At 71.4% G+C, this 23,370-nt stretch carries 20 protein-coding genes and 1 pseudogene; 16 read left to right on the top strand and 5 right to left on the bottom strand.

Going from position 1 to position 23,370, the window contains the following annotated elements:
• The 7 genes from pyrF (at position 1) to JDV09_RS12805 (ending at position 7,274) form a co-directional block, all read left to right on the top strand.
• A complete protein-coding gene (pyrF, locus tag JDV09_RS12835; RefSeq protein ID WP_221369520.1) occupies positions 1–822 on the top strand; it encodes an orotidine-5'-phosphate decarboxylase in 822 nt (273 codons plus the stop codon).
• An 865-nt stretch (positions 823–1,687) separates the two neighbouring features.
• On the top strand, positions 1,688–2,005 hold the full coding sequence (gene mihF / locus JDV09_RS12830) for an integration host factor, actinobacterial type (RefSeq protein WP_003932123.1): 318 nt from the start codon (positions 1,688–1,690) through the stop codon (positions 2,003–2,005).
• A gap of 9 nt (positions 2,006–2,014) precedes the next feature.
• Positions 2,015–2,632, top strand: a complete 618-nt coding sequence (gene gmk, locus JDV09_RS12825; protein WP_221369519.1) for a guanylate kinase — start codon at positions 2,015–2,017, stop codon at positions 2,630–2,632.
• 91 nt (positions 2,633–2,723) lie between these two features.
• Positions 2,724–3,038 (top strand): DNA-directed RNA polymerase subunit omega, encoded by a 315-nt coding sequence (rpoZ, locus tag JDV09_RS12820; protein ID WP_221369518.1) that lies wholly within the window; start codon positions 2,724–2,726, stop codon positions 3,036–3,038.
• A gap of 12 nt (positions 3,039–3,050) precedes the next feature.
• Complete coding sequence (gene coaBC, locus JDV09_RS12815; protein WP_221369517.1) at positions 3,051–4,298, top strand: bifunctional phosphopantothenoylcysteine decarboxylase/phosphopantothenate--cysteine ligase CoaBC; 1,248 nt, start codon at positions 3,051–3,053, stop codon at positions 4,296–4,298.
• Positions 4,299–4,426: 128 nt separating this feature from the next.
• Positions 4,427–5,635 (top strand): methionine adenosyltransferase, encoded by a 1,209-nt coding sequence (metK, locus tag JDV09_RS12810; RefSeq protein ID WP_221369516.1) that lies wholly within the window; start codon positions 4,427–4,429, stop codon positions 5,633–5,635.
• Between the two features lie 58 nt (positions 5,636–5,693).
• Positions 5,694–7,274: a threonine/serine exporter family protein gene (locus tag JDV09_RS12805; RefSeq protein ID WP_221369515.1), complete on the top strand. Its 1,581-nt coding sequence runs from the start codon at positions 5,694–5,696 to the stop codon at positions 7,272–7,274.
• A gap of 12 nt (positions 7,275–7,286) precedes the next feature.
• Here JDV09_RS12805 and JDV09_RS12800 read toward each other — a convergent pair whose 3' ends face one another.
• From JDV09_RS12800 to JDV09_RS12790, 3 genes and pseudogenes are all read right to left on the bottom strand, one after another.
• The gene (locus JDV09_RS12800) at positions 7,287–8,789 is read right to left on the bottom strand and encodes a flavin-containing monooxygenase (RefSeq protein WP_221369514.1); all 1,503 of its coding nucleotides are present in this window, start codon (positions 8,787–8,789) and stop codon (positions 7,287–7,289) included.
• Positions 8,790–8,829: 40 nt separating this feature from the next.
• The gene (locus JDV09_RS12795; RefSeq protein ID WP_221369513.1) at positions 8,830–9,801 is read right to left on the bottom strand and encodes an alpha/beta hydrolase; all 972 of its coding nucleotides are present in this window, start codon (positions 9,799–9,801) and stop codon (positions 8,830–8,832) included.
• 4 nt (positions 9,802–9,805) lie between these two features.
• Positions 9,806–10,638 (bottom strand): annotated as a pseudogene (locus JDV09_RS12790) (alpha/beta hydrolase).
• Positions 10,639–10,688: 50 nt separating this feature from the next.
• On the opposite strand from JDV09_RS12790, the gene JDV09_RS12785 reads away from it, so the two are divergent.
• Genes JDV09_RS12785 through ribD form a run of 8 tightly spaced genes read left to right on the top strand, consistent with a single transcriptional unit; the run spans position 10,689 to position 19,866 of the window.
• Positions 10,689–11,423, top strand: coding sequence for a lysoplasmalogenase (locus JDV09_RS12785; protein ID WP_221369512.1), 735 nt, complete (start codon positions 10,689–10,691; stop codon positions 11,421–11,423).
• Between the two features lie 50 nt (positions 11,424–11,473).
• A complete protein-coding gene (locus JDV09_RS12780; protein WP_255605283.1) occupies positions 11,474–13,420 on the top strand; it encodes a primosomal protein N' in 1,947 nt (648 codons plus the stop codon).
• A 48-nt stretch (positions 13,421–13,468) separates the two neighbouring features.
• Entirely contained in the window at positions 13,469–15,277 is a 1,809-nt protein-coding gene (locus JDV09_RS12775) for a DUF2207 domain-containing protein (protein WP_221369510.1), read from the top strand.
• Entirely contained in the window at positions 15,271–15,807 is a 537-nt protein-coding gene (locus JDV09_RS12770; protein WP_221369509.1) for a LemA family protein, read from the top strand. The genes JDV09_RS12775 and JDV09_RS12770 overlap by 7 nt, the downstream gene beginning before the upstream one ends.
• A 19-nt stretch (positions 15,808–15,826) precedes the next feature.
• On the top strand, positions 15,827–16,759 hold the full coding sequence (fmt, locus tag JDV09_RS12765; protein WP_221369508.1) for a methionyl-tRNA formyltransferase: 933 nt from the start codon (positions 15,827–15,829) through the stop codon (positions 16,757–16,759).
• Positions 16,756–18,144, top strand: coding sequence for an RsmB/NOP family class I SAM-dependent RNA methyltransferase (locus JDV09_RS12760; RefSeq protein ID WP_221369507.1), 1,389 nt, complete (start codon positions 16,756–16,758; stop codon positions 18,142–18,144). Before fmt ends, JDV09_RS12760 begins: the two co-directional genes overlap by 4 nt.
• A 19-nt stretch (positions 18,145–18,163) precedes the next feature.
• Positions 18,164–18,868, top strand: coding sequence for a ribulose-phosphate 3-epimerase (rpe, locus tag JDV09_RS12755; protein ID WP_221369506.1), 705 nt, complete (start codon positions 18,164–18,166; stop codon positions 18,866–18,868).
• Positions 18,865–19,866 carry a bifunctional diaminohydroxyphosphoribosylaminopyrimidine deaminase/5-amino-6-(5-phosphoribosylamino)uracil reductase RibD gene (ribD, locus tag JDV09_RS12750; protein WP_221369505.1) on the top strand — a complete coding sequence of 334 codons (1,002 nt, stop codon included), beginning with the start codon at positions 18,865–18,867 and terminating at the stop codon, positions 19,864–19,866. The genes rpe and ribD overlap by 4 nt, the downstream gene beginning before the upstream one ends.
• A 314-nt stretch (positions 19,867–20,180) precedes the next feature.
• On the opposite strand, the gene JDV09_RS12745 is transcribed toward ribD, so the two are convergent.
• On the bottom strand, positions 20,181–21,773 hold the full coding sequence (locus JDV09_RS12745; RefSeq protein WP_221369504.1) for an MFS transporter: 1,593 nt from the start codon (positions 21,771–21,773) through the stop codon (positions 20,181–20,183).
• A complete protein-coding gene (locus JDV09_RS12740) occupies positions 21,773–22,477 on the bottom strand; it encodes an LppX_LprAFG lipoprotein (protein ID WP_221369503.1) in 705 nt (234 codons plus the stop codon). Before JDV09_RS12740 ends, JDV09_RS12745 begins: the two co-directional genes overlap by 1 nt.
• 150 nt (positions 22,478–22,627) lie before the next feature.
• Here JDV09_RS12740 and JDV09_RS12735 point away from each other — a divergent pair, with 150 nt between their 5' ends.
• Positions 22,628–23,248, top strand: a complete 621-nt coding sequence (locus tag JDV09_RS12735; protein ID WP_221369502.1) for a riboflavin synthase — start codon at positions 22,628–22,630, stop codon at positions 23,246–23,248.
• Positions 23,249–23,370 lie beyond the last annotated feature (122 nt).

Below are 23,370 nucleotides of genomic sequence, written 5' to 3'. Positions count from 1 at the left end.
GTGGGCGGCTTCGGGGAGCGTCTCGCCGCCGCCATGGCCGATCGGGGTCCGCTGTGCCTGGGCATCGACCCGCACCCCGAGCTGCTGCGGGCCTGGGGCCTCGGCGTGGACGCCGACGGGCTGGCGCGGTTCGCCGAGGCCTGCGTCACGGCTTTCGAGGGGTTCGCGGTGGTCAAGCCGCAGGTGGCGTTCTTCGAGGCCTGCGGGTCGGCCGGTTTCGCGGTGCTCGAGCGCACCATCGCCGCGCTGGGTGCCGCCGGGGTGCTGGTGCTCGCCGACGCCAAACGCGGCGACATCGGTTCGACGATGGCCGCCTACGCCGCCGCGTGGGCCGGTGAGTCGCCGTTGGCCGCCGACGCCGTGACGGCCTCGCCCTACCTCGGCTTCGGGTCGCTGCAGCCGCTGCTGGACACCGCCCGGCAGCACGACCGTGGCGTGTTCGTGCTCGCCGCCACGTCCAACCCGGAGGGAGCCTCGGTGCAGGGTGCGCGGCGGGGCGGCCGCACCGTCGCGCAGTCGATCGTCGACGCCGCCGCCGCCGTGAACGCGGGGCAGCGGGCCGGATCGGTGGGGGTCGTGGTGGGCGCCACGCTCACCGACCCGCCCGACGTGAGTGCGCTCAACGGTCCGGTCCTGGTGCCCGGGGTGGGCGCCCAGGGCGGGCGCCCCGAGGCGCTCGGCGGCCTCGGGGGCGCACTGCCCGGCCAGCTGCTGCCTGCGGTGTCGCGCGAGGTGCTGCGGGCCGGCCCGGCGCCGGTGGCACTGCGCGACGCCGCCGAGCGGATCCGCGAGGCCGTCGGTTACCTGCAAGACCGGTCGTGACGTCCGACGACCTCGTCGAGTGGGACGACGTCGTCAACCAGGTCGCCCCGCCCGGTCACAGCGGAATCCGCTGCCCCGGCGAACCGGGACCCCCGGGTTGTCGGTGTGTGCGCCTCGAACTGGGGATCGACCCCGCATCTACCCAGGTCGTCGAGTGGCTGATCCGCCCGGACGGCGCTGCGGGGCGGGTACGGCGGGATCATCCGGCGGAGCCGGTCGGTCTGGACTCCGGCAATCCCGGGGTCGGCATGGCGGCCCGGCCGGCTGAGCCGCCGCAACGCCGGCCGCGGCCGCTCCGATGGCCACCGTCACCGCAGATGCGCAGGTCAGAAGCTTTAATTCAGGTACAGGCACCGTCCCGGCTACGTGGCGGCGGTCGAGGTCCCCGACCCGCCGAACGCTGTTCAGCGAACCTGTGCGCCGGCCGCGCCGACCCGAGGTACCGGCCACGGATCCGCGCTTGCGCGCTACGGGTGCTACGGAATCCGTGGTGCTCAACCGCTACCCGCGACACGCCCGACGCGCGGTGACCAGCGAAAATTTCTGTCCGCACGACCCCACCACGGGGTCGCCCGCAGCCCGCTGTGGCCGGTTCCGCTCGGTGCGCGTTCGCATGCACCGCGAATACCGTTGATATGCAGGGCTTTTGGGTGCAATCGGGGTTCCTGTGGGCGTGCCGGGCCACCGCCGACGGCCATCGGCGGGCATCGGGCGGCGCCCTACACGCTGGGCTTTTGACCACCGAACCCGGGGGTGGGGTTAGCTTTCGTCAGCCCGCGTGGGTACGGTCGTCCACGCTGGCTGGTTCTGGAATCCCATGACCAGCCGATACAAATCAGTTGATGGTGATGAGACGGAGGAACCCGTGGCCCTTCCCCAGTTGACCGACGAACAGCGCGCGGCAGCGTTGGAGAAGGCTGCTGCCGCACGTCGAGCGCGAGCCGAGCTCAAAGACCGGCTCAAGCGCGGCGGCACCAACCTCAAGCAGGTGCTCAAGGACGCCGAGACCGACGAGGTCTTGGGCAAGATGAAGGTGTCTGCGCTGCTGGAAGCCCTGCCCAAGGTGGGCAAGGTCAAGGCGCAGGAGATCATGACCGAGCTCGAGATAGCGCCGACGCGCCGGCTGCGCGGCCTCGGCGATCGTCAGCGCAAGGCCCTGCTGGAAAAGTTCGACTTCTCGTAAGGGAGGTCGGTGAGCGAAGGCAGCGGGCCGGACAGCTCAGGGCGCCCACAGGCACCCGTCGTCGTGCTGTCCGGCCCGTCTGCCGTCGGAAAGTCCACCGTCGTCCGCTGCCTTCGGGAACGGGTCGCTGACCTGCACTTCAGCGTCTCGGTGACCACCCGGGCCCCGCGCCCGGGAGAGGTGGACGGGGTGGATTACTCGTTCGTGACGGCCGAACGATTCCAGCAGCTCATCGATGCGGGTGCGCTGCTGGAGTGGGCCGAGATCCACGGGGGACTGCACCGGTCGGGAACGCCCGCGGCGCCGGTGCGCGCCGCCGCGGCCGCCGGGCGCCCGGTGCTGATCGAGGTGGATCTGGCGGGTGCCCGAGCCGTCAAACAGGCGATGCCCGAGGTCACCACCGTTTTTCTGGCCCCGCCGAGCTGGGCAGCCCTGGAGAGCCGGCTGATCGGTCGGGGCACCGAAAGCCAGGACGTACGGGCCCGCCGATTGCAGACCGCCAGGGCGGAGTTGGCCGCCCAGGGCGACTTCGATCATGTGGTCGTGAACACGCAATTGGAATCGGCGTGCGCCGAATTGGTATCCTTGCTGGTGGCCCGCACGCCGGGGCCGCGAGACCAAGTTTGATCACGGCCTGATGCGGGCCTGATCGCCGCCCCGCACGGGCTTCCCCGAGCCCCGTTCAACCCGAACCGCCAAGCGCCAGGAGATCTTTTACGTGAGCACCCCGCACGCCGACACGCGGCTGGCCGCCCTGGACGTCGATGCGTCCGCCGCCACCTCCTACGACACGCCGCTGGGTATCACCAACCCGCCGATCGACGAACTGCTGGACCGTGCGTCGAGCAAGTACGCGCTGGTGATCTACGCCGCCAAGCGTGCCCGTCAGATCAACGACTACTACAACCAGCTCGGCGACGGGATCCTGGAGTACGTCGGGCCGCTCGTCGAGCCGGGCCTGCAGGAGAAGCCGCTGTCGATCGCGATGCGCGAGATCCACGACGACCTGCTCGAGCACACCGAGGGCGAGTAACCGGGGCACCCGGTGGAGCGCAAGCGGATCATCGTCGGCGTCGCCGGTGGCATCGCCGCCTACAAGGCGGCCACGCTGGTTCGTCAGCTCACCGAGGCGGGTCACTCCGTGCGGGTGGTGCCCACCGAGTCCGCCTTGCGATTCGTCGGTGCCGCCACATTCGAGGCGCTGTCGGGCAATCCGGTGCACACCGGGGTGTTCGACGACGTCCACGAGGTCCCGCACGTACGCATCGGGCAGGCCGCCGACCTCGTGGTGGTCGCCCCGGCCACCGCCGACCTGCTCGCCAGGGCGGCCTCCGGCCGCGCCGACGATCTGCTGACCGCGACGCTGCTGACCGCGCGCTGCCCGGTGCTGTTCGCGCCGGCGATGCACACCGAGATGTGGTACCACCCGGCCACCGTCGAGAACGTGGCCACCCTGCGCCGCCGTGGCGCCATCGTCATGGAGCCCGCGGCGGGCCGGTTGACCGGCACCGACACCGGTCCCGGCCGGCTGCCCGAGGCCGAGGAGATCAGCACGCTGGCCCAGCTGCTGCTGGTGCGCGGCGATGCCCTGCCCTACGACCTGGCCGGCGTCAAGGCGCTGGTGACCGCCGGGGGCACCCGGGAGCCGATCGACCCCGTCCGGTTCATCGGAAACCGCAGCTCCGGCAAGCAGGGCTACGCGATGGCCCGCGTGATGGCGCAGCGCGGCGCCGAGGTCACGCTGATCGCGGGCAATACCGCCGGGCTGATCGACCCCGCCGGGGTACACGTCGTGCGCGTCGGCTCGGCCGCCCAGCTGCGCGACGCGGTGTCCAAGCACGCCCCGGACGCCAACGTGCTGGTGATGGCCGCGGCCGTCGCGGATTTCCGGCCTGCGCACCAGGCCACCAACAAGATCAAGAAGGGCCCGGCCGGCGAGGGCGAGCCGACGATCGAGCTGATCCGCAACGACGACGTCCTCGCCGGTGCGGTACGCGGCCGCGCCGACGGGCAGCTGCCCAACATGCGGGCCATCGTGGGGTTCGCCGCCGAGACCGGCGATGCCAACGGTGACGTGTTGTTTCACGCCAGGGCCAAGCTGCGGCGCAAGGGCTGCGATCTGCTGGTGGTCAACGCGGTCGGGGAGAACCGGGCGTTCGAGGTCGATCACAACGACGGATGGCTGCTCTCGGCCGATGGGACCGAGTCGGCATTGGAGCACGGTTCGAAGACGCTGATCGCCAGCCGTATTGTGGACGCGATCGCGGCTTTCCTGCACACCGGTGCGGGGTAGGCCCGGCACAACGTCAAGATGCGCGTAAGAGTTGCGCGCAACGGGGGCACACGTTTGGGTGCGCCAGGTAGCTGTCATGTGTGACGCAGTGACCGATTCGGGCGCGCCCGAATGGAAAGGGATCGAACGTGAGTGAAGCTCGGCTGTTTACCAGTGAGTCGGTGACCGAAGGGCACCCCGACAAGATCTGCGACGCAATCAGCGACTCGGTGCTCGACGCGCTGCTTCACGACGATCCGAAGTCGCGCGTCGCGGTGGAGACGCTGGTGACGACCGGCCAGGTGCATGTGGTCGGTGAGGTGACCACGACCGCCAAGGCCGCGTTCGCCGATATCACCAACACGGTGCGCGAGCGGATCCTCGAGATCGGCTACGACAGCTCCGACAAGGGCTTCGACGGCGAGACCTGCGGTGTGAACATCGGGATCGGCAAGCAGTCGCCCGACATCGCCCAGGGCGTCGACACCGCGTTCGAGACCCGGGTGCATGGCGGCACCGATCCGCTGGACGCGCAGGGCGCCGGCGACCAGGGCCTGATGTTCGGCTACGCGATCGCCGACACCCCCGAGCTGATGCCGCTGCCGATCGCGCTGGCGCACCGGCTGTCGCGCAAGCTCACCGAGGTCCGCAAGGACGGCACCCTGGGCTATCTGCGGCCGGACGGCAAGACCCAGGTCACCGTCCAGTACGACGGCACCACCCCGGTGCGGCTGGACACGGTGGTGCTGTCCACTCAGCACGCCGACGGCATCGACCTGGACAACCAGCTGGCCCCCGAGATCAAGCAGCATGTCATCGACGCCGTGCTCACCGAGCTGGGGCACGACACCCTCGACACCTCCAACCCGCGGATCCTGGTCAACCCGACCGGGAAGTTCGTGCTGGGCGGCCCGATGGGCGACGCCGGCCTGACCGGCCGCAAGATCATCGTCGACACCTATGGCGGCTGGGCCCGCCACGGCGGCGGAGCGTTCTCCGGCAAGGATCCCTCCAAGGTGGACCGATCGGCCGCGTACGCGATGCGCTGGGTGGCCAAGAACGTCGTCGCAGCGGGTCTGGCGCAGCGCGTCGAGGTGCAGGTGGCCTACGCGATCGGCAAGGCGGCCCCGGTCGGCCTGTTCGTCGAGACCTTCGGCTCCGAGACCGTCGACCCGGTCAAGATCGAGAAGGCCATCGGCGAGGTGTTCGATCTGCGGCCCGGGGCGATCGTGCGCGACCTGGATCTGCTGCGCCCCATCTACGCTCCGACCGCCGCGTACGGCCACTTCGGCCGCACCGACATCGAGTTGCCCTGGGAGCAGCTCGACAAGGTCGACGAGCTGAAGGCCGCGGTCTAGCTTCCGCATCTCGGGCGACCGCCTTGGCACCGCCGGGCGGCAGTATCCTGGCGGGGCGATGGGGCGAGATCGATCGAACGGCCCGGACCGGATCAGCCGGGGCCTGCAGTTCGCGTTACGGGGACGGCGTGATCCGGCGCCGTTGGCCGGCCAGCGCAGCCGCGCCGGCAACGCGATGGGTGACCTGCACACCCGCAAGGTGCTGGACCTGACGATCCGGCTGGCCGAGGTGATGCTGTCCTCCGGTGCCGGCACCGCGGATGTGGTGGCGACCGCCCAGGACGTGGCGCAGGCCTATCAGCTCACCGACTGCGTCGTCGACATCTTCGTGACCACCGTGTTCGTGTCCGCTCCGCCGACCGCAGACAGTCCGCCGATCACGATCGTGCGGGCGGTGCACGCCCGGTCGACCGACTACACCCGGGTGGCCGAGCTGGACCGGCTGGTCGGGCGCATCACCTCGGGTGGGGTCACGGTCGACGAGGCCCATCGGGCCATGGACGAGCTGACCGAACGCCCGCACCCGTATCCGCGCTGGCTGGCGACGGTCGGGTGGGCCGGGTTCGGCCTGGGCATCGCGATGCTGTTCGGCGGCAACTGGCTCACCTGTGTGCTGGCGGCCCTCAGTGCGGCGGCGATCGACCGGGCCGGCAGGCTGCTCAACAAGGTCCGCACGCCGTTCTTCTTCCAGCACGTGATCGGGGCGATGATCGCGACGCTGGTGGCGGTGGGGGCCTACTACTTCTTCGGCCAGGGTCCGACGACACTGGTCGCCACCGGGATCGTGATGCTGCTGTCAGGGATGACGCTGGTCGGCGCGATGCAGGACGCGGTGACCGGATACATGATCACCGCGGTCACCCGGCTCGGCGAGGCACTGTTCCTGACCGGGGGGATCGTGGTCGGCATCCTGGCCGGGCTGCAGGTCGCCGAGCTCGTCGGCGTGCGTATCGAGTTGCACGTCGACGCGACCCAGAGCTTCATCGTGCCCTACCGGCCGCTGCCGATCGCGCTCGCTGTGCTCGGTGCCGCACTGGCCGGGGTGTGCTTCACGGTCGCCAGCTACGGCCCGCTGCGTTCGGCGCTCACCGCCGGTGCGGTCGCCGGGATCGCCGAGCTGACGTTGATCGGCCTGGGCACGGCGGGTTTCGGCCAGGTCGTCGCGACCGGGATCGCCGCGGTGGGCGTCGGTGTGCTCGCCACGCTCATCTCGATCCGGCGGCAGGCGCCCGCCCTGGTGACGGCGACCGCGGGCATCATGCCGATGCTGCCGGGTCTGGCGGTCTTCCGTGCGGTGTTCGACCTGGCCGTCGACGAGGAGTTCGGTGACGGGCTCACCCAGCTGGTGGCGGCCGCCGCGGTGGCGCTGGCACTGGGCAGCGGGGCCGTGCTCGGCGAGTTCATCGGCGCGCCGCTGCGTTACCGGGCCGGCCGGGTCAGCGACTTCCTGCGGGCGGACGGGCCCCCCGGGCTGCGCCGGGCGGTCGGCTCGGTGGTGCAGCTGCACCCGTCGGACATCGGCAGCGCCGGGCCGGTCGATGAGGGCGACGACGCACACGATCGGCACTCGCGCAGCGTGGCCCTGCGGCCGGATCTCGGGCACGAAGGTCAGCACGGCGACCGCGGTCAGCCGGGCTGACCGGGTTCACGGCTACGTGGTGAACGCGTAGTCGTCGATCGGGAACCGGCGGCTGCGCCAGGCGGCCTCGGGCGTGCTGGCCGGTCGCAGCGGCACGTCGCCGTGCTTGTCGAAGTAGTAGCTGTTGGCGTGCCGGCAGCTGTCCTGCCAGAAGATCTGGCGGTGACGTTTGCTCATCATCTCGGCGAAGTAGCGGTCGTTGGCCTCCCGGCGCACCTCGACGAGCGTGGCCCCGCGCGCCCGGGCGGCCGTCAGGCAACGCACGATGTGGCGGGTCTGGGCCTCGATCAGCGCGAAATACGACGAGCCGACGTAGCCGTACGGTCCGAACACCGTGAAGAAGTTGGGAAACCCGGGCACGCTGACCCCTTCGTAGGCCTGCAGCCGGTGCTCGTCCCAGAACCCGGCCAGCGAGCGCCCGCCCGGACCGGTCAACGGGAAGGTGGGCAGGTTGTCGGTGCCCATGACCTGAAAGCCGGTGGCCAGGATCAGCACATCGGCCTCACGCAGGGTGCCGTCGGTGGTGGCCACACCGGACCCGGTGACCTTGTCGATCGGCTCGGTCACCAGCTCGACGTTGTCGCGGTTGAACGTCGACAGATACGTGTTGTGGAATCCCGGGCGTTTACAGCCCACCGCGTAGCGGGGCGTCAGCTTCTCGCGCACCACCGGGTCGTGCACCTCCCGGCGCAGGTATGCGCGACCGGCGGCATCCATCCGCCCGGCCATCGGGTTCACGGTGAAGTACTGGGCGGCCAGCGGGAAGGTCAGCTCCACGTAGGCCTGGCTGACCAGGCGCTGCGCCGCGCGGCCGGCGCGCAGCCGCATCAGCCACCGCGCGGCCCCGGACAGCGGTACGTCGGCCTTGGGGAAGCACCAGATCGGGGTGCGCTGGTACACCGTGAGGTGTTCGGCGATCGGCGCGATCTCGGGGATCACCTGCACCGCCGACGCGCCGGTGCCGATGATCGCGATCCGCCTGCCGCGCAGGTCGACGCCGTGGTCCCAGCGCGCGGTGTGCATGGTGTGGCCGCCGAACGAATCCACCCCGGCGACGTCGGGCAGCTTCGGGACGGTCAGCACCCCGCTGGCATTGATCAGGTGGCGGGCCGTCATCTCGGCACGCCCGGCGGGCGAGTCCACGATGACCCGCCAAAGCCGTCGCTCTTCATCGAAGTCCGCGCCCACGACGGTGGTCCGGAAACGGATTCTGGCCCGCAGGCCGTACTTGTCGACACAGTGGGTGGCGTAGGCCGCCAGTTCGCGTCCCGGGGCGTAGGTGCGCGACCAGGAGTCGCTCTGCTCGAACGAGAACTGATACGAGAACGACGGGATGTCCACGGCGACGCCCGGGTAGGTGTTCCAGTACCAGGTGCCGCCCGGCTGGTCACCGGCCTCGACGATCACGTAGTCGCGCAGGCCGGCCCGGTCGAGCGCTATGCCCGCGCCGATGCCGGAGAACCCGGCGCCGACTATCAGGGTTTCACAGTCGGGTTCGCGATCGGTGAGAGTCATCAGACCTCTGGGTGGACGGTGGAAACCGCACCGCGCCCGGTCATCCGGGCCGCAGGGCCGCCCGCAGTGCGGCGAGCCCGCGCTCGGTCGCCTCGCCCGCCGCCGGGGCCGCCGAGGCGAAGTTGACGAACCCGTGGACCATCGTGGGTGCGTTGTGCAGCTCGACGGAAACACCTGAAGCACTGAGCAATTCGGCGTAGCGCGCGCCGTCGTCACGGATCGGGTCGTGCTCGGCGGTCCCGATGTAGGCGGCGGGCAACCCAGACAGATCCGCGGTGTTCGCCGGGGCGAGTGTCGGTGGAAGCGACGCCGGATCGTCCATATCGAGATCGGCGGGCAGATACCACTGCAGGAACGCGTCGACGACGTCGCGGTCCAGCATCGGCGCATCGACGTTCTCGGCGATCGACGGCAACGTCATGTCCCCGGTGGTCGACGGATACCACAGCAGCTGGAATGTCAGCGCAGGCCCGCCGTTGTCGCGGGCCAACTGCGCAACGACCGCCGAGAGGTTCCCCCCGGCCGAGTCGCCCGCCACCGCGATGCGGGACGGGTCGCCGCCCAGCTCCCCGGCGTGTTCACCCAGCCACTGCAGGGCGGCCCAGGCGTCGTCCACACCCCGGGGGAACGGATGCTCGGGCGCCAACCGGTAGTCGACGGAGACGACGATCGCCTCGGCGCCGATGGCGTGGGCGCGGGCGACACCGTCATGGGTGTCCAGGTCGCCCACCGACCAGCCGCCGCCGTGGTAGTACATCACCACCGGAAGGTCCTCGTGCTGTTCGATCGGCGGCCAGTAGATCCGCACCGGGATATCGGTGATCGTGCCGAAACCGACGGTGCGTTCCTCGATGCGCATCGGCGGCAACGACTCCGGAGGCGGGGCCAGCGCCCGCAGTTTCTGCCGGGCCACTTCGACACCGTCCTCGACCGTGAAGTGCAGCGGGAAGGCTTCCAGCAGCGCATTGAGCTCCGGATCGATGCCCGGCCGTGTCGTCGCGGGATCGGTCATGGCTTCACGTTAGCGCGGCACGCAGGGCTCGTAGCCCGAGTTCGGCGGCTTCGGTCGCGGCCGGCACCACCCCTGCGTAGCCGAGGTAGCCGTGCACGAGGGTCTCGGCGTTGTGCAATTCCACCGCAACCCCGGCGGCGGTCAGCAGCTCGGCGTAGCGGACCCCGTCGTCGCGGAGCGGATCGTGGCCGGCCACCGCGATGTAGGCCGCGGGCAGCCCGGCCAGCTCGCCGCGGGCGGGCACCAGCGTGGCCGGGGGGCTGGTCACGTCCACTCCGGAGCCGTCGAGATACCACCTGGTGAAGGCCTTGCAGGCCGCCGTACCGAGCACCGGCGCGTCGGCGTTCTCGGCGAACGACGGCAGCGCGGTGTCGAAGGTCGTCGACGGATACCAGAGCAGTTGGTACCGCAGCGGGGTGCCGGCATCGCGGGCCAGCTGTGACATCACCGCGGCGAGGTTGCCGCCCGCGGAGTCGCCGGCCACCGCCACCCGGGCGGGGTCGGCGCCGATCCGGCCGGCTTCCCGCAGCACCCACTGTGTCGCGGCCCAGGCGTCGTGCACGGCGGCGGGGTAGGGATGCTCGGGAGCCAGTCGGTAGCCCACCGACACCACCACCGCCCCGGCGACCGCGGCGTGCAGCCGCGCGGTGCCGTCGTAGGTGTCGAGGTCGCCGACCGACCATCCGCCGCCGTGGATGAAGACCACCGCGGGGAGCGCGGCAGCTCCTCGAAGCGTCGCCTGGCCGCGCCCGCCCCGCCGTCGGTGGTCAGCCGGAACGGCACGGCGGACAGCACCTTGCGCAGGACTGCGTCGAGTTCGGTGGGGCCGGTGATCATGCCAGGCAGGGTAGCCGGCTCGCAACGGGGCGGTTTTGTAGGTTCTGCCCATGACGACAACCAACGCGGCGGCCCGGGCCGGATCTCTGCGCAGGGCGCTGTGGACGGCCGCGGCGGCGGTCGCGGCCGGCTACGGGGTGTTCCTCGTCGTGACCGCGCTGCAGTTGCCCGCGGGCGCCGAGCTGACCGGCCGGTTCACCCTGCAGCCCGCGGTCAAGGCGCTGGCCGCGGTGCTGCTGGCCGCGGCCGCGCTGACCCACCCCCGGCTGCGGGAGCGGCGCTGGCTGGTGGCCGCCCTGGTGTTCTCCGCGGCCGGTGACTTCCTGCTCGCGATGCCGTGGTGGGAGCCGTCGTTCGTGCTGGGTCTGGCCGCGTTCCTGCTGGCGCACCTGTGCTTTCTGGCCGCGCTGGTGCCGCTGGCCACCATGACGCCCACGCGGGTGGGCGCCGCCGCGCTGACCCTCGCCGCCTGCGCCGCGCTGCTGGTGTGGTTCTGGCCCCGGCTGCTCGCCGACGGGATGGCCGTCCCGGTCACGCTCTACATCGCGGTGCTGGGTGCGATGGTGTGCGCGGCGTTGCTCGCCGACCTGCCGACACCCTGGACCGCGGCCGGGGCCGTGTGTTTCGCGGTGTCCGACGCGATGATCGGCGTCGGCCGGTTCGTGCTGGGATCGGAGGTCCTCGCGGTGCCGATCTGGTGGGTGTACGCCACCTCGCTGTTGCTGATCACCGCCGGGTTGCTGTTCGGCCGGGCGTCCGTACCGTCTGCTACACCTGCGGTGTGACGATCACCAGGCGCGCCGCCGAACACGAGCCGGTGGCCCGGGTGCTGCCGATGCTGTCGGTGCCGCACCTGGACCGCGAGTTCGACTACCTGGTGTCCGCCGAGCAGTCCGACGACGCGCAACCGGGCTGCCGGGTCCGGGTCCGCTTCCACGGCAGGCTGGTCGACGCCTTCATCCTGGAAAGGCGTTCGGACACCGACCATGTCGGCAAACTGGGCTGGCTGGAGAAGGTGGTCTCCGCCGAACCGGTGTTGACCCACGACATCCGCCGCCTGGTCGACGCGGTCGCCGCGCGCTACGCGGGCACCCGCGCCGACGTGCTCCGGCTGGCGGTGCCCCCACGTCACGCCACGGTCGAGAAGCGGCCACCACCGTCGCTGGAGCCGCTGTTCCCGCAACCCGTCGACACCGCCGCCTGGTCGGCCTACAACGGCGGCGCGCAGTTCATCGCGGCGCTCGGCGACGGGCGGGCCGCTCGTGCGGTGTGGCAGGCGCTGCCGGGGGAGTCCTGGCCACAACGGCTGGCCGAGGTTGCCGCGGTGGCCGTCCATGCCGGGCGCGGTGTGCTGGCGGTGGTGCCCGATCAGCGCGACGTCGACCTGCTGCACGCCGCAGCCGTCGCGCAGGTGGACGGATCCCGGGTGGTCGCGCTGTCGGCCGGGCTGGGGCCCGCCGAGCGCTACCGCCGGTGGCTGACGGCGCTGCGTGGCAGCGCACGGCTGGTGATCGGTACGCGCAGTGCGGTTTTCGCGCCGGTGTGCGAGCTGGGTCTGGTGTTGATGTGGGACGACGGAGACGACTCGCTGGTCGAGCCGCGCTCCCCGTACCCGCACGCCCGGGAGGTGGCGATGCTGCGTGCCCACCAGGTTCGCTGTGCGGCGCTGATCGGCGGGTACTCCCGCACTGCCGAGGCGCAGTCGCTGGTGGGCAGCGGCTGGGCGCACGACCTGACCGCCTCCAGACAGACGGTGCGGGAGCGCGCACCGCGCGTCGTTGCGCTGGAGGACAGTGCCTACGCCCAGGAACGCGATCCGGCCGCGCGGACCGCGCGGCTGCCCACCGTCGCCCTCGACGCGGCGCGCGCAGCGTTGCGGGACGACGCTCCGGTGCTGGTGCAGGTTCCGCGGCGTGGCTACGTGCCCGCGCTGGCCTGTGCGCGCTGTCGCACGATCGCGCGCTGCAGGCACTGCACCGGGCCGCTGTCGCTGCCGGGCCGTGACGCGCCCGGTGCGCTGTGTCGGTGGTGCGGCCGTGAGGAGCCGGCGCTGCGTTGCACCCGGTGCGGCTCCGATGCGGTGCGCGCGGTCGTGGTGGGCGCCCGGCGCACCGCCGAGGAACTCGGCAGGGCGTTTCCCGGCGTTCCGGTGGTCACCTCGGGCGGTGAGAACGTGGTCGCCGCGGTGCCGCAGCGCCCGGCCCTGGTGGTGGCTACCCCCGGCGTGGAGCCGGTCGCCGACGGCGGCTACGGCGCGGCGCTGCTGCTGGACAGCTGGGCCCTGCTGGGCAGGCAGGATCTGCGCGCCGCCGAGGACACCCTGAGGCACTGGATGGCGGCATCGGCGTTGGTCCGCCGCCGGGACCTGGGCGGCACGGTCGTGGTGGTCGCGGAGTCGGCGATCCCCACCGTGCAGGCGCTCATCAGGTGGGATCCGGTCGGCCACGCCGAGGCCGAGTTGGACTCCCGCACCGAGGTCGGCCTACCCCCGGCGGTGCACATGGCCGCCGTCGACGGCGACCCCGGCGCGGTGGCCGCACTGCTGGCCACGGTGGACCTGCCCGACGGCGCCGACGTGCTGGGTCCCGTCGCACTGCCCGGCGCTGCCCGCAGGCCCGCGGGAGTCGCGGTCGAGCAGACGGTCGACAGGATGCTGGTCCGGGTGCCCAGGGACCGCGGCCTGGCGCTGGCGGCCGCGCTGCGGCGGGCCATCGCCGTCGCCAGCGCGCGCCACGATCAGGAGCCGGTTCGTGTGCAGATCGACCCCATGCACATAGGGTGATGCGCGACGCAGTGTGTCCACCACCCGGGTGCCCGACAGGAGACGGCGATGTGGCGTGTGATCAAGCGGCTGATCGCGCTGGCGGTCATCGCGTTCGGGCTGCTGTGGCCGGTGGTGTTCCAGGGCGGTTCGACGGGCTCGGCGCCGTCGGACCCGGTGGTGTTCAACCACTATGGCGTAGACATCGTGGTCGACGCCGCGGGCGACCTGACCGCGGTCGAGACGATCGACGCCGAGTTCCCCAGCGGCCGGCACGGCATCTTCCGGTACTGGGACGTGGCCAACCCGAACGATCCGCGGATCCGGCAGAAACCGCGGATCACCTCGGTGCTGCTGGACGGGCGCCCGGTGCCCACCGAGTTGCTCTGGGAGGATGGTGAGCGGTTCCGGGTCGCCAAGATCGGGGATCCCGACCGCACCCTGAGCTACGGCGACCACGTCTTCGAGATCCGCTACACGATCCCGGGTGTGCTCGACCCCGGCGACACCGGGAGCGGCCGACTGTTCGCCGGATCCACCGACGGGCCGGGTGAATCGCCGTCGGTGTTCTTCTGGAACGTGATCGCGCCGGCCTGGAACAACTACATCCGCCGCGCCGACATCACCGTGACCCTGCCCGGTGAGGTCGGGCGGGTGCAGTGTTCGGTCGGCCTCGGCGTCGGGAGGCGCTGCGACGACGTGTCGCGAAGCGGTCACCGGCTGTCGATCTCGGCGGATTCGCTGTCGCCGCGCACCCCGGTCACCGTGCGTGCCGGGGTGGACGTCCCGACCCCGCCGCGCGCGAGCCTGCCGTGGTCCTATTCGTGGGATCGGGTCCTGGGGCAGTCGGTGGCCGGGGTGGCCTGGATGGTCGGGCTCACGGTGCTGTTCGCGCTGGCGGCCCTGCTCTGGTACCGCGCGGTCACCGAGCGCCCGCCCGGTTTCCCGCTGCAGTACGCGCCGCCGCCCGGGCTCGGCCCGGTCCAGGTGGAGTACATCCGCACCGAGGCGGTGCCCAGCCACGGGCTCACCGCCACGCTGTTCTATCTCGCCGAACGTGGGCTCATCACCCTGCAACAGGTCAGCAACAAGCAATGGAATGTGCGATCCATCGGTGAACAAGGTTCGTGGGCCGATGTCGACCCGGTCAGCATCGCGGTCGCCTCGGCGCTGAAGGTGATGAAGCCGGGATCGGAGTTCGAGGCCAAGAAGACCGTCAGTTCGGGCAAGAAGCTCGAAAAGGCCAAGACCGACATGGGCAAGGCGGTCCAGCAGTGGGCGCTCGGCTCGGGGCTGATGGTGGCGCGCAAGCGCGAGCTCTGGTTGCGGGCCGCCAACGGCCTGGCCTTCATCCTGATGATCTGCGCGTTCTTCACCTGGGGCTTCCCGGCCACCATGTGGGCGCTGCCGTTCATCGCGTTCTTCGCCTGCTCGGCTCGCTCGTGGCGGCCCGGCATCGGGACCCGGCGCACCGCCGCGGGGCGCGAACTGTGGTCGCGGGCAGGCGGATTCCACCGGATGCTGGCCACCGACTCCGCCGAGACCCGCTTCGACTTCTCGGCCCGTAAGGACCTCTACACGGCCTACGTGCCGTTCGCGGTCGCTGCCGGCGCGGCGGCGCTGTGGGCCAAGAAGTACCAGGAGTCCACCGGAACCGTTGCACCGCAACCACAGTGGTACGGAACATCGAGCTCCTCGTCCTCGTCCTCGTTCTGGGGCTCTGGGGGCGGTGATTTCGACAGCTTCGAGTCGGCGCTGTCCTCGTCGATCGGGGCCTACACCGCCTCGCAGCGGTCCAGCTCCTCGAGCAGCGGGGGCGGATTCAGCAGCGGTGGCGGCGGCGGTGGCGGCGGCGGAGGAGGAGGTGGGTCATGGTGAGTTTCCTGCTGGCCGTGGGGCTGGCGCTGGCGGTGCTGGTGCTGATCGGATTCGTGCTGGGCTACAACAAGATCCGTTCCGCCGACGTGCGGGTCTCCGAGGCGCTCTCGGGCATCGACGTGGAGCTGACCCGGCGTGCGGCGCTGATCCCCAGCCTGGTGCACACTGTCGCGACGTTCGCCAGCCACGAAAAGGCCATCCTCGACCACGTCACCGATGCGCGGGCGGCGCTGACCACGGCCACCGGCGGGTCGTCGGTGGCCGAGCGCAGTGCCGCCGAGAAGCAGCTGGACACCGCGCTGGCCCCGGTGCTGGCGCTCGGGCAGGCCTACCCCGCGCTGAACTCGTCGAACAACTTTCTGGACCTGCAGCGCAACCTCGCCGACACCGAGGACAAGCTGGCGTTCGCCCGGCAGTACTACAACGACTCGGTGGCCGGCCTCAACCGGTTGCTCACCACGATCCCGTGGATGTTCGTCGGGCCGATGACCGGGGTGTCCGACAAGGAGTACTACCAGACACCGCGCTAGCGCTCCCTAGACTGGCGCGGTGCGTCTCGTCTTCGCCGGTACGCCGGAACCCGCCCTGCCGTCGCTGCGGCGGCTGATCGCATCGCCGCGACACGACGTCGTCGCGGTGTTGACCCGGCCCGACGCGGCCGCCGGACGGCGCGGTCGCCCGGCGCCGTCGCCGGTTGCCCAGCTGGCGGCCGAGCACGACATCCCGATCCTGCGGCCGGCCCGGCCGAACTCCGCGGAATTCGTCGCCGAGCTGACCGAACTCGCCCCGCAGTGCTGCGCCGTGGTGGCCTACGGCGCGGTGCTCGGCGACGCGCTGCTGGCCGTCCCGGCCTACGGCTGGGTCAACCTGCACTTCTCGCTGCTGCCGGCCTGGCGGGGGGCCGCGCCGGTGCAGGCGGCGCTGGCCGCCGGCGACACGGTGACCGGAGCCACCACGTTCCAGATCGAGCGCAGCCTCGACTCGGGTCCGGTGTTCGGTGTGGTCACCGAGACGGTTCGCCCCACCGACACCGCCGGTGATCTGCTCGAGCGGCTCGCCGACTCGGGCGCCGAGCTGCTGGAGGCGACGATGGACGGCATCGCCGAGCAGCGGCTCACCGCGGTCGCGCAGCCCGCCGACGGCGTCAGCCTGGCCCCCAAGGTCACCGTCGAGGATGCCCGGGTGCGCTGGGATCTGCCGGCGCACGTGGTGGACCGCCGGATCCGTGCGGTCACACCGAACCCGGGCGCCTGGACGATGGTCGGCGAACTGCGCATCAAGCTCGGGCCCGTCACCGTGCCGACCGATACCGAGGTGAGCCTGCAGCCGGGGGAGATCCGCGCGGACAAGCGGCAGGTGCTGGTGGGCACCGGCTCGGCGCCGGTGCGGCTGGGCACCGTCGTGCCACCGGGCAAGAAGGCGATGAACGCCGCGGACTGGGCGCGCGGTGCCCGGCTCGACGAGAGCGGGTGGGCCCGATGACGCGCCCCGGCGGCAGGCGGCCCACCCGGCGCACCCCGCTCGACCCGGCCCGTCGGGCGGCGTTCGACGTCCTGCGGGCGGTGTCCGAGCGCGATGCCTATGCCAACCTGGCGCTGCCGGCGCTGCTGCGCGAACGCCGGATCACCGGCCGGGACGCGGCGTTCGCGACCGAGCTCACCTACGGTGCCTGCCGGACCCGCGGCCTGCTCGACGCGGTCATCGCCGCCGCCGCCGGCCGGCCGGTCGACCGGATCGACCCGGTGCTGCTGGATCTGCTCCGGCTGGGCGCCTACCAGCTGCTGCGCACCCGTGTCGACGACCACGCCGCGGTGTCCACCACCGTCGAGCAGGCCGGTATCGAGTTCGATACCGCGCGAGCAGGATTCGTCAACGGTGTGCTGCGGGCCATCGCCCGGCGCGACGAATCGGACTGGGTCGCCGAGCTGGCCCCGGCGGCGGGCTCGGATCCGGTCGGGCACCTGGCGTTCACCCATGCCCACCCGCGCTGGATCGCGCAGGCCTTCGCCGACGCGCTGGGCGCACGGGCCGGGGAGTTGGGGGCGCTGCTGGCCGCCGACGACGCGCGCCCGGAGGTGCATCTGGTGGCGCGCCCCGGCGTGCTCACCGCGGCGGAGCTGGCAGAGCAGGTGGGTGGCACGGTCGGTCGGTACTCGCCGTACGCGGTGTATCTGGGCGAAGGCGACCCGGGCGCGCTGGCGCCGGTGCGCGACGGAGCGGCGCTGGTGCAGGACGAGGGCAGCCAGCTGGTCGCGCGGGCGCTGACCGTCGCACCGCTGGACGGGCCCGACGATGGGCGCTGGCTGGACCTGTGCGCCGGGCCCGGTGGCAAGACGGCGCTGCTGGCCGCGCTCGGACAGCCCGCGGGCGCCACCGTCACCGCGGTCGAGCCGGTCCCCGGGCGGGCCGATCTGGTCGAGCAGAACACCGCGGGCCTGCCCGTCGAGGTGCTCCGGGTGGACGGCCGGGATCCCGGCCTGACCCCGGGATTCGACCGGGTCCTCGTCGACGCACCGTGCACCGGGCTGGGCGCGCTGCGGCGGCGGCCGGAGGCGCGCTGGCGCCGCCGGCCCGGCGACGTGCCCGCACTGGCTCGCCTGCAGCGCGAGCTGCTCGCGTCGGCGATCCGGTTGACCCGGCCCGGTGGTGTCGTGCTTTACGCGACATGCTCGCCGCATCTCGCCGAGACCGCCGGGGTGATCGCCGACGCCGTGCGCAGGCACCCGGTGGCGCCGCTGGACACCACGGCGCTGTTCGCGCCCGCCACCGATGTCGGCGACGGCCCCTCGGCCCAGCTCTGGCCGCATCGGCACGGAACCGACGCGATGTTCGCGGCGGCGCTGCGGGTGTCCGAAGCGGCGTCCTGAGCACCGATAGGCTGAACCCATGCCCGGACCGCTGCACCGTGACGCCAAGCCCGCGCCGATGATCGCCCCGTCGATCCTGGCTGCCGACTTCGCACGGCTGGCCGACGAATCCGCCGCGGTCCACGGGGCCGACTGGCTGCACGTCGACGTGATGGACAACCACTTCGTACCCAACCTGACGCTGGGGCTGCCGGTCGTCGAATCGCTGCTCAAGGCTACCGACATCCCGATGGACTGCCACCTGATGATCGAGAACCCCGACCGGTGGGCGCCGCCCTACGCCGAGGCCGGGGCCTACAACGTGACGTTCCACGCCGAGGCCACCGACAACCCGGTCGGCGTGGCCCGCGACATCCGCGCGGCCGGCGCCAAGGCCGGCCTGTCGGTCAAGCCCGGCACCCCGCTGGAGCCCTACCTGGAGATCCTGCCGCAGTTCGACACCCTGCTGGTGATGTCGGTCGAACCGGGGTTCGGCGGGCAGAAGTTCATCGCCGAGGTGTTGCCCAAGGTCGCCGTGGTCCGCCGTCTGGTCGATGCGGGGGAGCTGACCATCCTGATCGAGATCGACGGCGGCATCAACGCCGACACCATCGAGCAGGCGGCAGTGGCCGGGGTGGACTGTTTCGTGGCCGGATCTGCGGTGTACAGCGCCGCCGATCCCGCGGCGGCCGTCGAAGCGCTGCGCAAGCAGGCCGGCGCGGCGTCGGCGCACCTGGCGCTGTGAACCTCGACGCCGCGATGGCCGCGGCCATCGAGCAGGCCGAGCAGGTCAAAGGGCGGACCTACCCGAATCCGCCTGTGGGAGCCGTCATCCTGGATCGCGACGGGCAGATCGCCGGGGTCGGCGCGACGGAGCCGGTGGGTGGACCGCACGCCGAGGTGCTGGCGTTGCGGCGGGCCGGAGAGCGGGCGTCGGGCGGCACCGCGGTCGTCACCCTGGAGCCGTGCAATCACGTCGGCCGCACCCCGCCGTGCGTGGATGCCCTACTGTCGGCCGGCGTGTCCACCGTGGCGTTCGCGGTCGGCGACCCCAACCCGGTCGCCGCCGGTGGGTCCGTCCGGCTGGCGGACTCCGGTGTCGAGGTCATTCCGGGGGTGCTCACGCAGGCCGTGGCGGGCGGTCCGCTGCGTGAGTGGCTGCACAAGCAGCGCACCGGATTACCGCATGTGACATGGAAATTCGCCACCAGCGTGGACGGCCGCAGCGCCGCCGCCGACGGCTCGAGTCAATGGATCACCAGCGAGGCCGCCAGGACCGACGTGCACCGCAGGCGGGCGGCCGCCGACGCCATCGTGGTCGGCACCGGCACGGTGTTCGTCGACGACCCGGTACTGACCGCGCGTCTCCCCGACGGCAGCCTCGCCGACCGCCAACCCCTTCGGGTCGTGGTCGGTGAGCGTGAGATCTCGCCCGATGCAAGGGTTCTCAACGACGACTCGCGGACGATGGTGATCCGCACCCGCGATCCCCACGAGGTGATGAAGGCGCTCTCGGACCGCACCGACGTGCTGGTCGAGGGCGGGCCCACGCTGGCCGGGGCATTCCTGCGGGCCGGCGTGATCGACCGGATCCTGGCCTACGTGGCGCCGATCCTGCTGGGCGGGCCGATCACCGCGGTCGACGACGTCGGTGTGCCCAGCATCGCGCAGGCTCAGCGCTGGCAGTTCGACGGTGTGCGGACCGTCGGCCCCGACGTGCTGCTCAGCCTGGTGCCGGCCTGAACCCGGGGCGTGACGCAACCCGTTGACCTGCGTCTTCGTGGTTGTCATCACACCGATTCGGCGGTGCGGCGGCGCCGTCTGGCGCCCTCCGGGATCGGTACACTTGTGCCAGCGCCGGGGAGTGATTCTCCGGCCCGGATATCGCGCTTTCACCGACGACTTGCGCTTGGAAAGCACGAGCAAAGGACGACGAGCATGACTGCATTGCAGGACTGGCTCAGCAACAGTCCGATCGGTCCCCGAGGCATCAAGGCCATGATCTGCAATGTCTGGCGGGGCCTGACCGCTGAGCAAGCCGCACCGGTCGAGGAGCCTCAGCTGATGGGGCGTGGGCTCGAGCGCTGCTGAGCGTCGCCGGGACCCCCGGGTTCCGGCTCGTCGGCGTGCTCCCCGCGCCCGCTGATCAGCAGGCCGAGCAGTGCGCCCACCACACACACGATCGCGGTGATCGTGAAGATCTCGCCGTACTGCAGCACGTAGGCCTCACGGACCCTGGCCGCCTCGGCGACCAGGCGCTCGGCGAGCGTGTTGGCGTTCGGATCGGCGGGGATGCTGGCCAGGTGCTGGTTGAAGCGGTACAGCCCCCATGCCGACAGCGCCGCGATGCCGATCAGCATGCCGATCATCCGCGCGACGACGACGCCCGCCGATGCGATGCCGTGCCGGTCGGCGGGCACCACCCGCAGGGTGGCCGAGGTCAGGGGGCCGATCACCAGCCCCAGCCCGAGACCGGCGATCGACAGGTCGGTGTCGAGCACCGGCAGCTGCACGAAGCCGAGGTCGTGCCGGGCCGCCAGCAGGTCGGCCGGCCACCTGGAGATCAGCAGGTAGCCGCCCGCGGCGATCAGCAGACCCACGAACGCCACGATCCGGTCGCCGACCCGGGTGGCCAGCCAGCCGCCGAGCAGCGCACCGATCGGCAGCGCGATCAGGAAACGCAGCAGCAGGAACGCGGCCTGGGTGTGGTCCTGGCCCAGCACACCCTGGCCGAACAGCTCGACGTTGACCAGCGTCACCATCAGCGCGGCGCCGGCGGTCAGCGAGGCGCCCAGTGCGGCCAGGAAGGGCCGGAAATGCACCCCCGCGGGGTCCAGAAGCCGGGTCCGGGCGAACTTCTCCCAGACGAAGAACGCCACCGCCGCCACCACCGCCGCGATGAGCACCGGCAGACCCCAGCTGGGCAGCACGTGCTTGCCGTCCGGTGCCGGGTTGTACAGGCCGACCACCGCGAGGCCGAGCGCGATGGCCAGCAGCACACCGCCGACGACATCGACCTTCTGCGGATCGTCGGTCTGGGCCCGACCGGGCAGGCTGAAGTGGATCATCACCATGGCGACCAGCGCGAGCGGCACGTTCACCCAGAACACCGCCTGCCAATGCTGGAACGCCCAGACCAGCGCGATGCCGTAGATCGGGCCGAGCACGCTGCCGAGTTCCTGCGCCGCGCCGACACCTCCCAGCACGGCGGCCCGGTTGCGGGCCGCCCACAGATCTGCGGCCAGCGCCAGCGTCACCGGGAGCAGCGCACCGCTGGCGGTGCCCTGGATCACCCGCCCGACGACCAGCATGGTGAGGTCGGTGGACAACGCGGTGATCACCGAACCGACCGCGAAGCCGGCCAGGCTGACCTGGATCAGCGTCTTGCGGCCGAACCGGTCGGAGGCCCGGCCCAACAGTGGCATCGCCGCGATGTAGCCGAGCAGGTAGCCGGTGATGATCGGGGTGACCCGCTGAATCTGATTCACGCCGATACCGACGTCGCGCATGATGTCGGTCATCAGCGTGACGACGACGTAGGTGTCCAGCGCGCCGAGCACCACCGCCAGGCTGCCCGCGCCGATGGCGATCCGGCGGTTGGCGGATGCCGGCGTCGACGCCGCCGTGCCGGCAGCCGAGGTGCCGCGCATCACACCGCGGGTTTGTCGACGGTCACCGGCTCGCCCCACTTCGACAGCGTCATCGTGACGCTGTTGCCGGGACTGGGCTCGAGCCGGACCTGCATGAGCTCGTGGTTGCCGTCCTCGGCGACCCACGCGGTACCCGGGACCGGGCCGGTCGCGGCGATCTGCGGCGCGATCTTGTTGACGGCGTCGGCGCTGACCATGCCGGTGATGCGCACCGTGGCCACGCCCTCGATCGTTTCGCGTCCGTCCGCCTTGGGGTCGGAGAAGTTGGCCAGCACGTTGGCCAGCCCGGCGTCGGGATCCAGGATCGCGGCGACGTTGTAGATGTCGGAGGCCGGACCGAAGTTCGACAGGGCGCCGCCCGCGGTGATCGCGGCATAGAGGTCGCCTTCGGCCACCACGAACTGGACGCCTTGGAGTCGCTGGCCCAGGAAGATGATGTCCGCCGTGCCCTTGGCCCCGACCGTCGGCGTCTGGGTCAGGTCGCCCTCGATCGACTCGACCGGCAGTTCGGCGATCTGGCCCTGCACCGCCAACCGGAGGTGCGCGCTGCTCTCGGTGCTGGTTGTCTGGCTGGAGTCCTTCAGCAGGGTCGCAGCGTCCGGAAGTTCGGCGCCGCCGTCCTTGGAGGACGATCCGGAGCACCCCGCGATGAGGGTGACGACTGCGACAAGGGCGGCGAGGATCGCCAACAGGCGGGTCTGCATGCCTGCATCCTAGAGGGTGCCGGACCGTGGCCGGAGTCCACCGGCCCGCGTCGGACTGGCAAGCATGGCTGCTGAACTGCGCTTTCGTCGGCTCGCGATAGATCGGGGCGATTGGCTGCGTCGGCGGGCGGGCCCTCTAGGCTGGACGGCGTGTTCACCGGAATCGTCGAAGAGTTGGGCGAGATCGTCGGCCGGGAGGACCTCGGCGACTCCGCCCGGCTGGTCATTCGTGGGCCGATCGTCACTTCGGATGCCGGGCACGGGGATTCGATCGCGGTCAACGGGGTCTGCCTGACCGTGGTGGAGGTGCTGGCCGACGGGTCGTTCTCCGCGGACGTGATGGCCGAGACGCTCGACCGGTCCAGCCTGCGCGGCGCCGGCGTGGGCGCGCGGGTGAACCTGGAGCGCGCCGCGGCGATCAGCAGCAGGCTCGGCGGTCACATCGTGCAGGGTCACGTCGACGGGACCGGCCACGTCATCTCCCGCACCCCGTCTCAGCACTGGACGGTGGTACGCATCGCGCTACCAGTCGCGTTGGCGCGCTACGTGGTGCAGAAGGGCTCGATCACCGTCGACGGGGTGTCGTTGACGGTGTCGGGGCTCGGCCCCGACTGGTTCGAGGTGTCGCTGATCCCGACCACGCTCGAGCTGACCACGCTCGGCGGTGCGGAGGTCGGGGCGCCCGTCAACCTCGAGGTCGACGTGATCGCCAAATACGTTGAACGGCTGCTGGGCGAGAAGTACGGCTCTAGCAGCGCAGATGCGCCGTAGTTGCGATGACCTGATGACCTATACGGTTACCGGCGATACGCCCGTTCAGACTGGGTCGGGTGTGGCATTCTGCGGGGGTGTCCGCTGATCCTGCGGCACCGCCGTCGGGGTGGTGACGTTTT

Origin of the sequence: Mycolicibacterium xanthum (assembly GCF_019710635.1) — a bacterium.
Lineage (GTDB): Bacteria > Actinomycetota > Actinomycetes > Mycobacteriales > Mycobacteriaceae > Mycobacterium > Mycobacterium xanthum.
This window is presented reverse-complemented; position numbering and strand designations above follow the sequence as displayed.

Excerpts from the sequence above, each read along its gene's own strand:
- JDV09_RS12805 (WP_221369515.1), top strand. The coding sequence starts at position 5,694 with ATGGGGCGAGATCGATCGAACGGCCCGGACCGGATCAGCCGGGGCCTG.
- JDV09_RS12800 (WP_221369514.1), bottom strand. The coding sequence starts at position 8,789 with ATGACTCTCACCGATCGCGAACCCGACTGTGAAACCCTGATAGTCGGC.
- JDV09_RS12795 (WP_221369513.1), bottom strand. The coding sequence starts at position 9,801 with ATGACCGATCCCGCGACGACACGGCCGGGCATCGATCCGGAGCTCAAT.
- JDV09_RS12785 (WP_221369512.1), top strand. The coding sequence starts at position 10,689 with ATGACGACAACCAACGCGGCGGCCCGGGCCGGATCTCTGCGCAGGGCG.
- JDV09_RS12780 (WP_255605283.1), top strand. The coding sequence starts at position 11,474 with ATGCTGTCGGTGCCGCACCTGGACCGCGAGTTCGACTACCTGGTGTCC.
- JDV09_RS12775 (WP_221369510.1), top strand. The coding sequence starts at position 13,469 with ATGTGGCGTGTGATCAAGCGGCTGATCGCGCTGGCGGTCATCGCGTTC.
- JDV09_RS12770 (WP_221369509.1), top strand. The coding sequence starts at position 15,271 with ATGGTGAGTTTCCTGCTGGCCGTGGGGCTGGCGCTGGCGGTGCTGGTG.
- JDV09_RS12760 (WP_221369507.1), top strand. The coding sequence starts at position 16,756 with ATGACGCGCCCCGGCGGCAGGCGGCCCACCCGGCGCACCCCGCTCGAC.
- rpe (WP_221369506.1), top strand. The coding sequence starts at position 18,164 with ATGCCCGGACCGCTGCACCGTGACGCCAAGCCCGCGCCGATGATCGCC.
- JDV09_RS12745 (WP_221369504.1), bottom strand. The coding sequence starts at position 21,773 with ATGCGCGGCACCTCGGCTGCCGGCACGGCGGCGTCGACGCCGGCATCC.
- JDV09_RS12740 (WP_221369503.1), bottom strand. The coding sequence starts at position 22,477 with ATGCAGACCCGCCTGTTGGCGATCCTCGCCGCCCTTGTCGCAGTCGTC.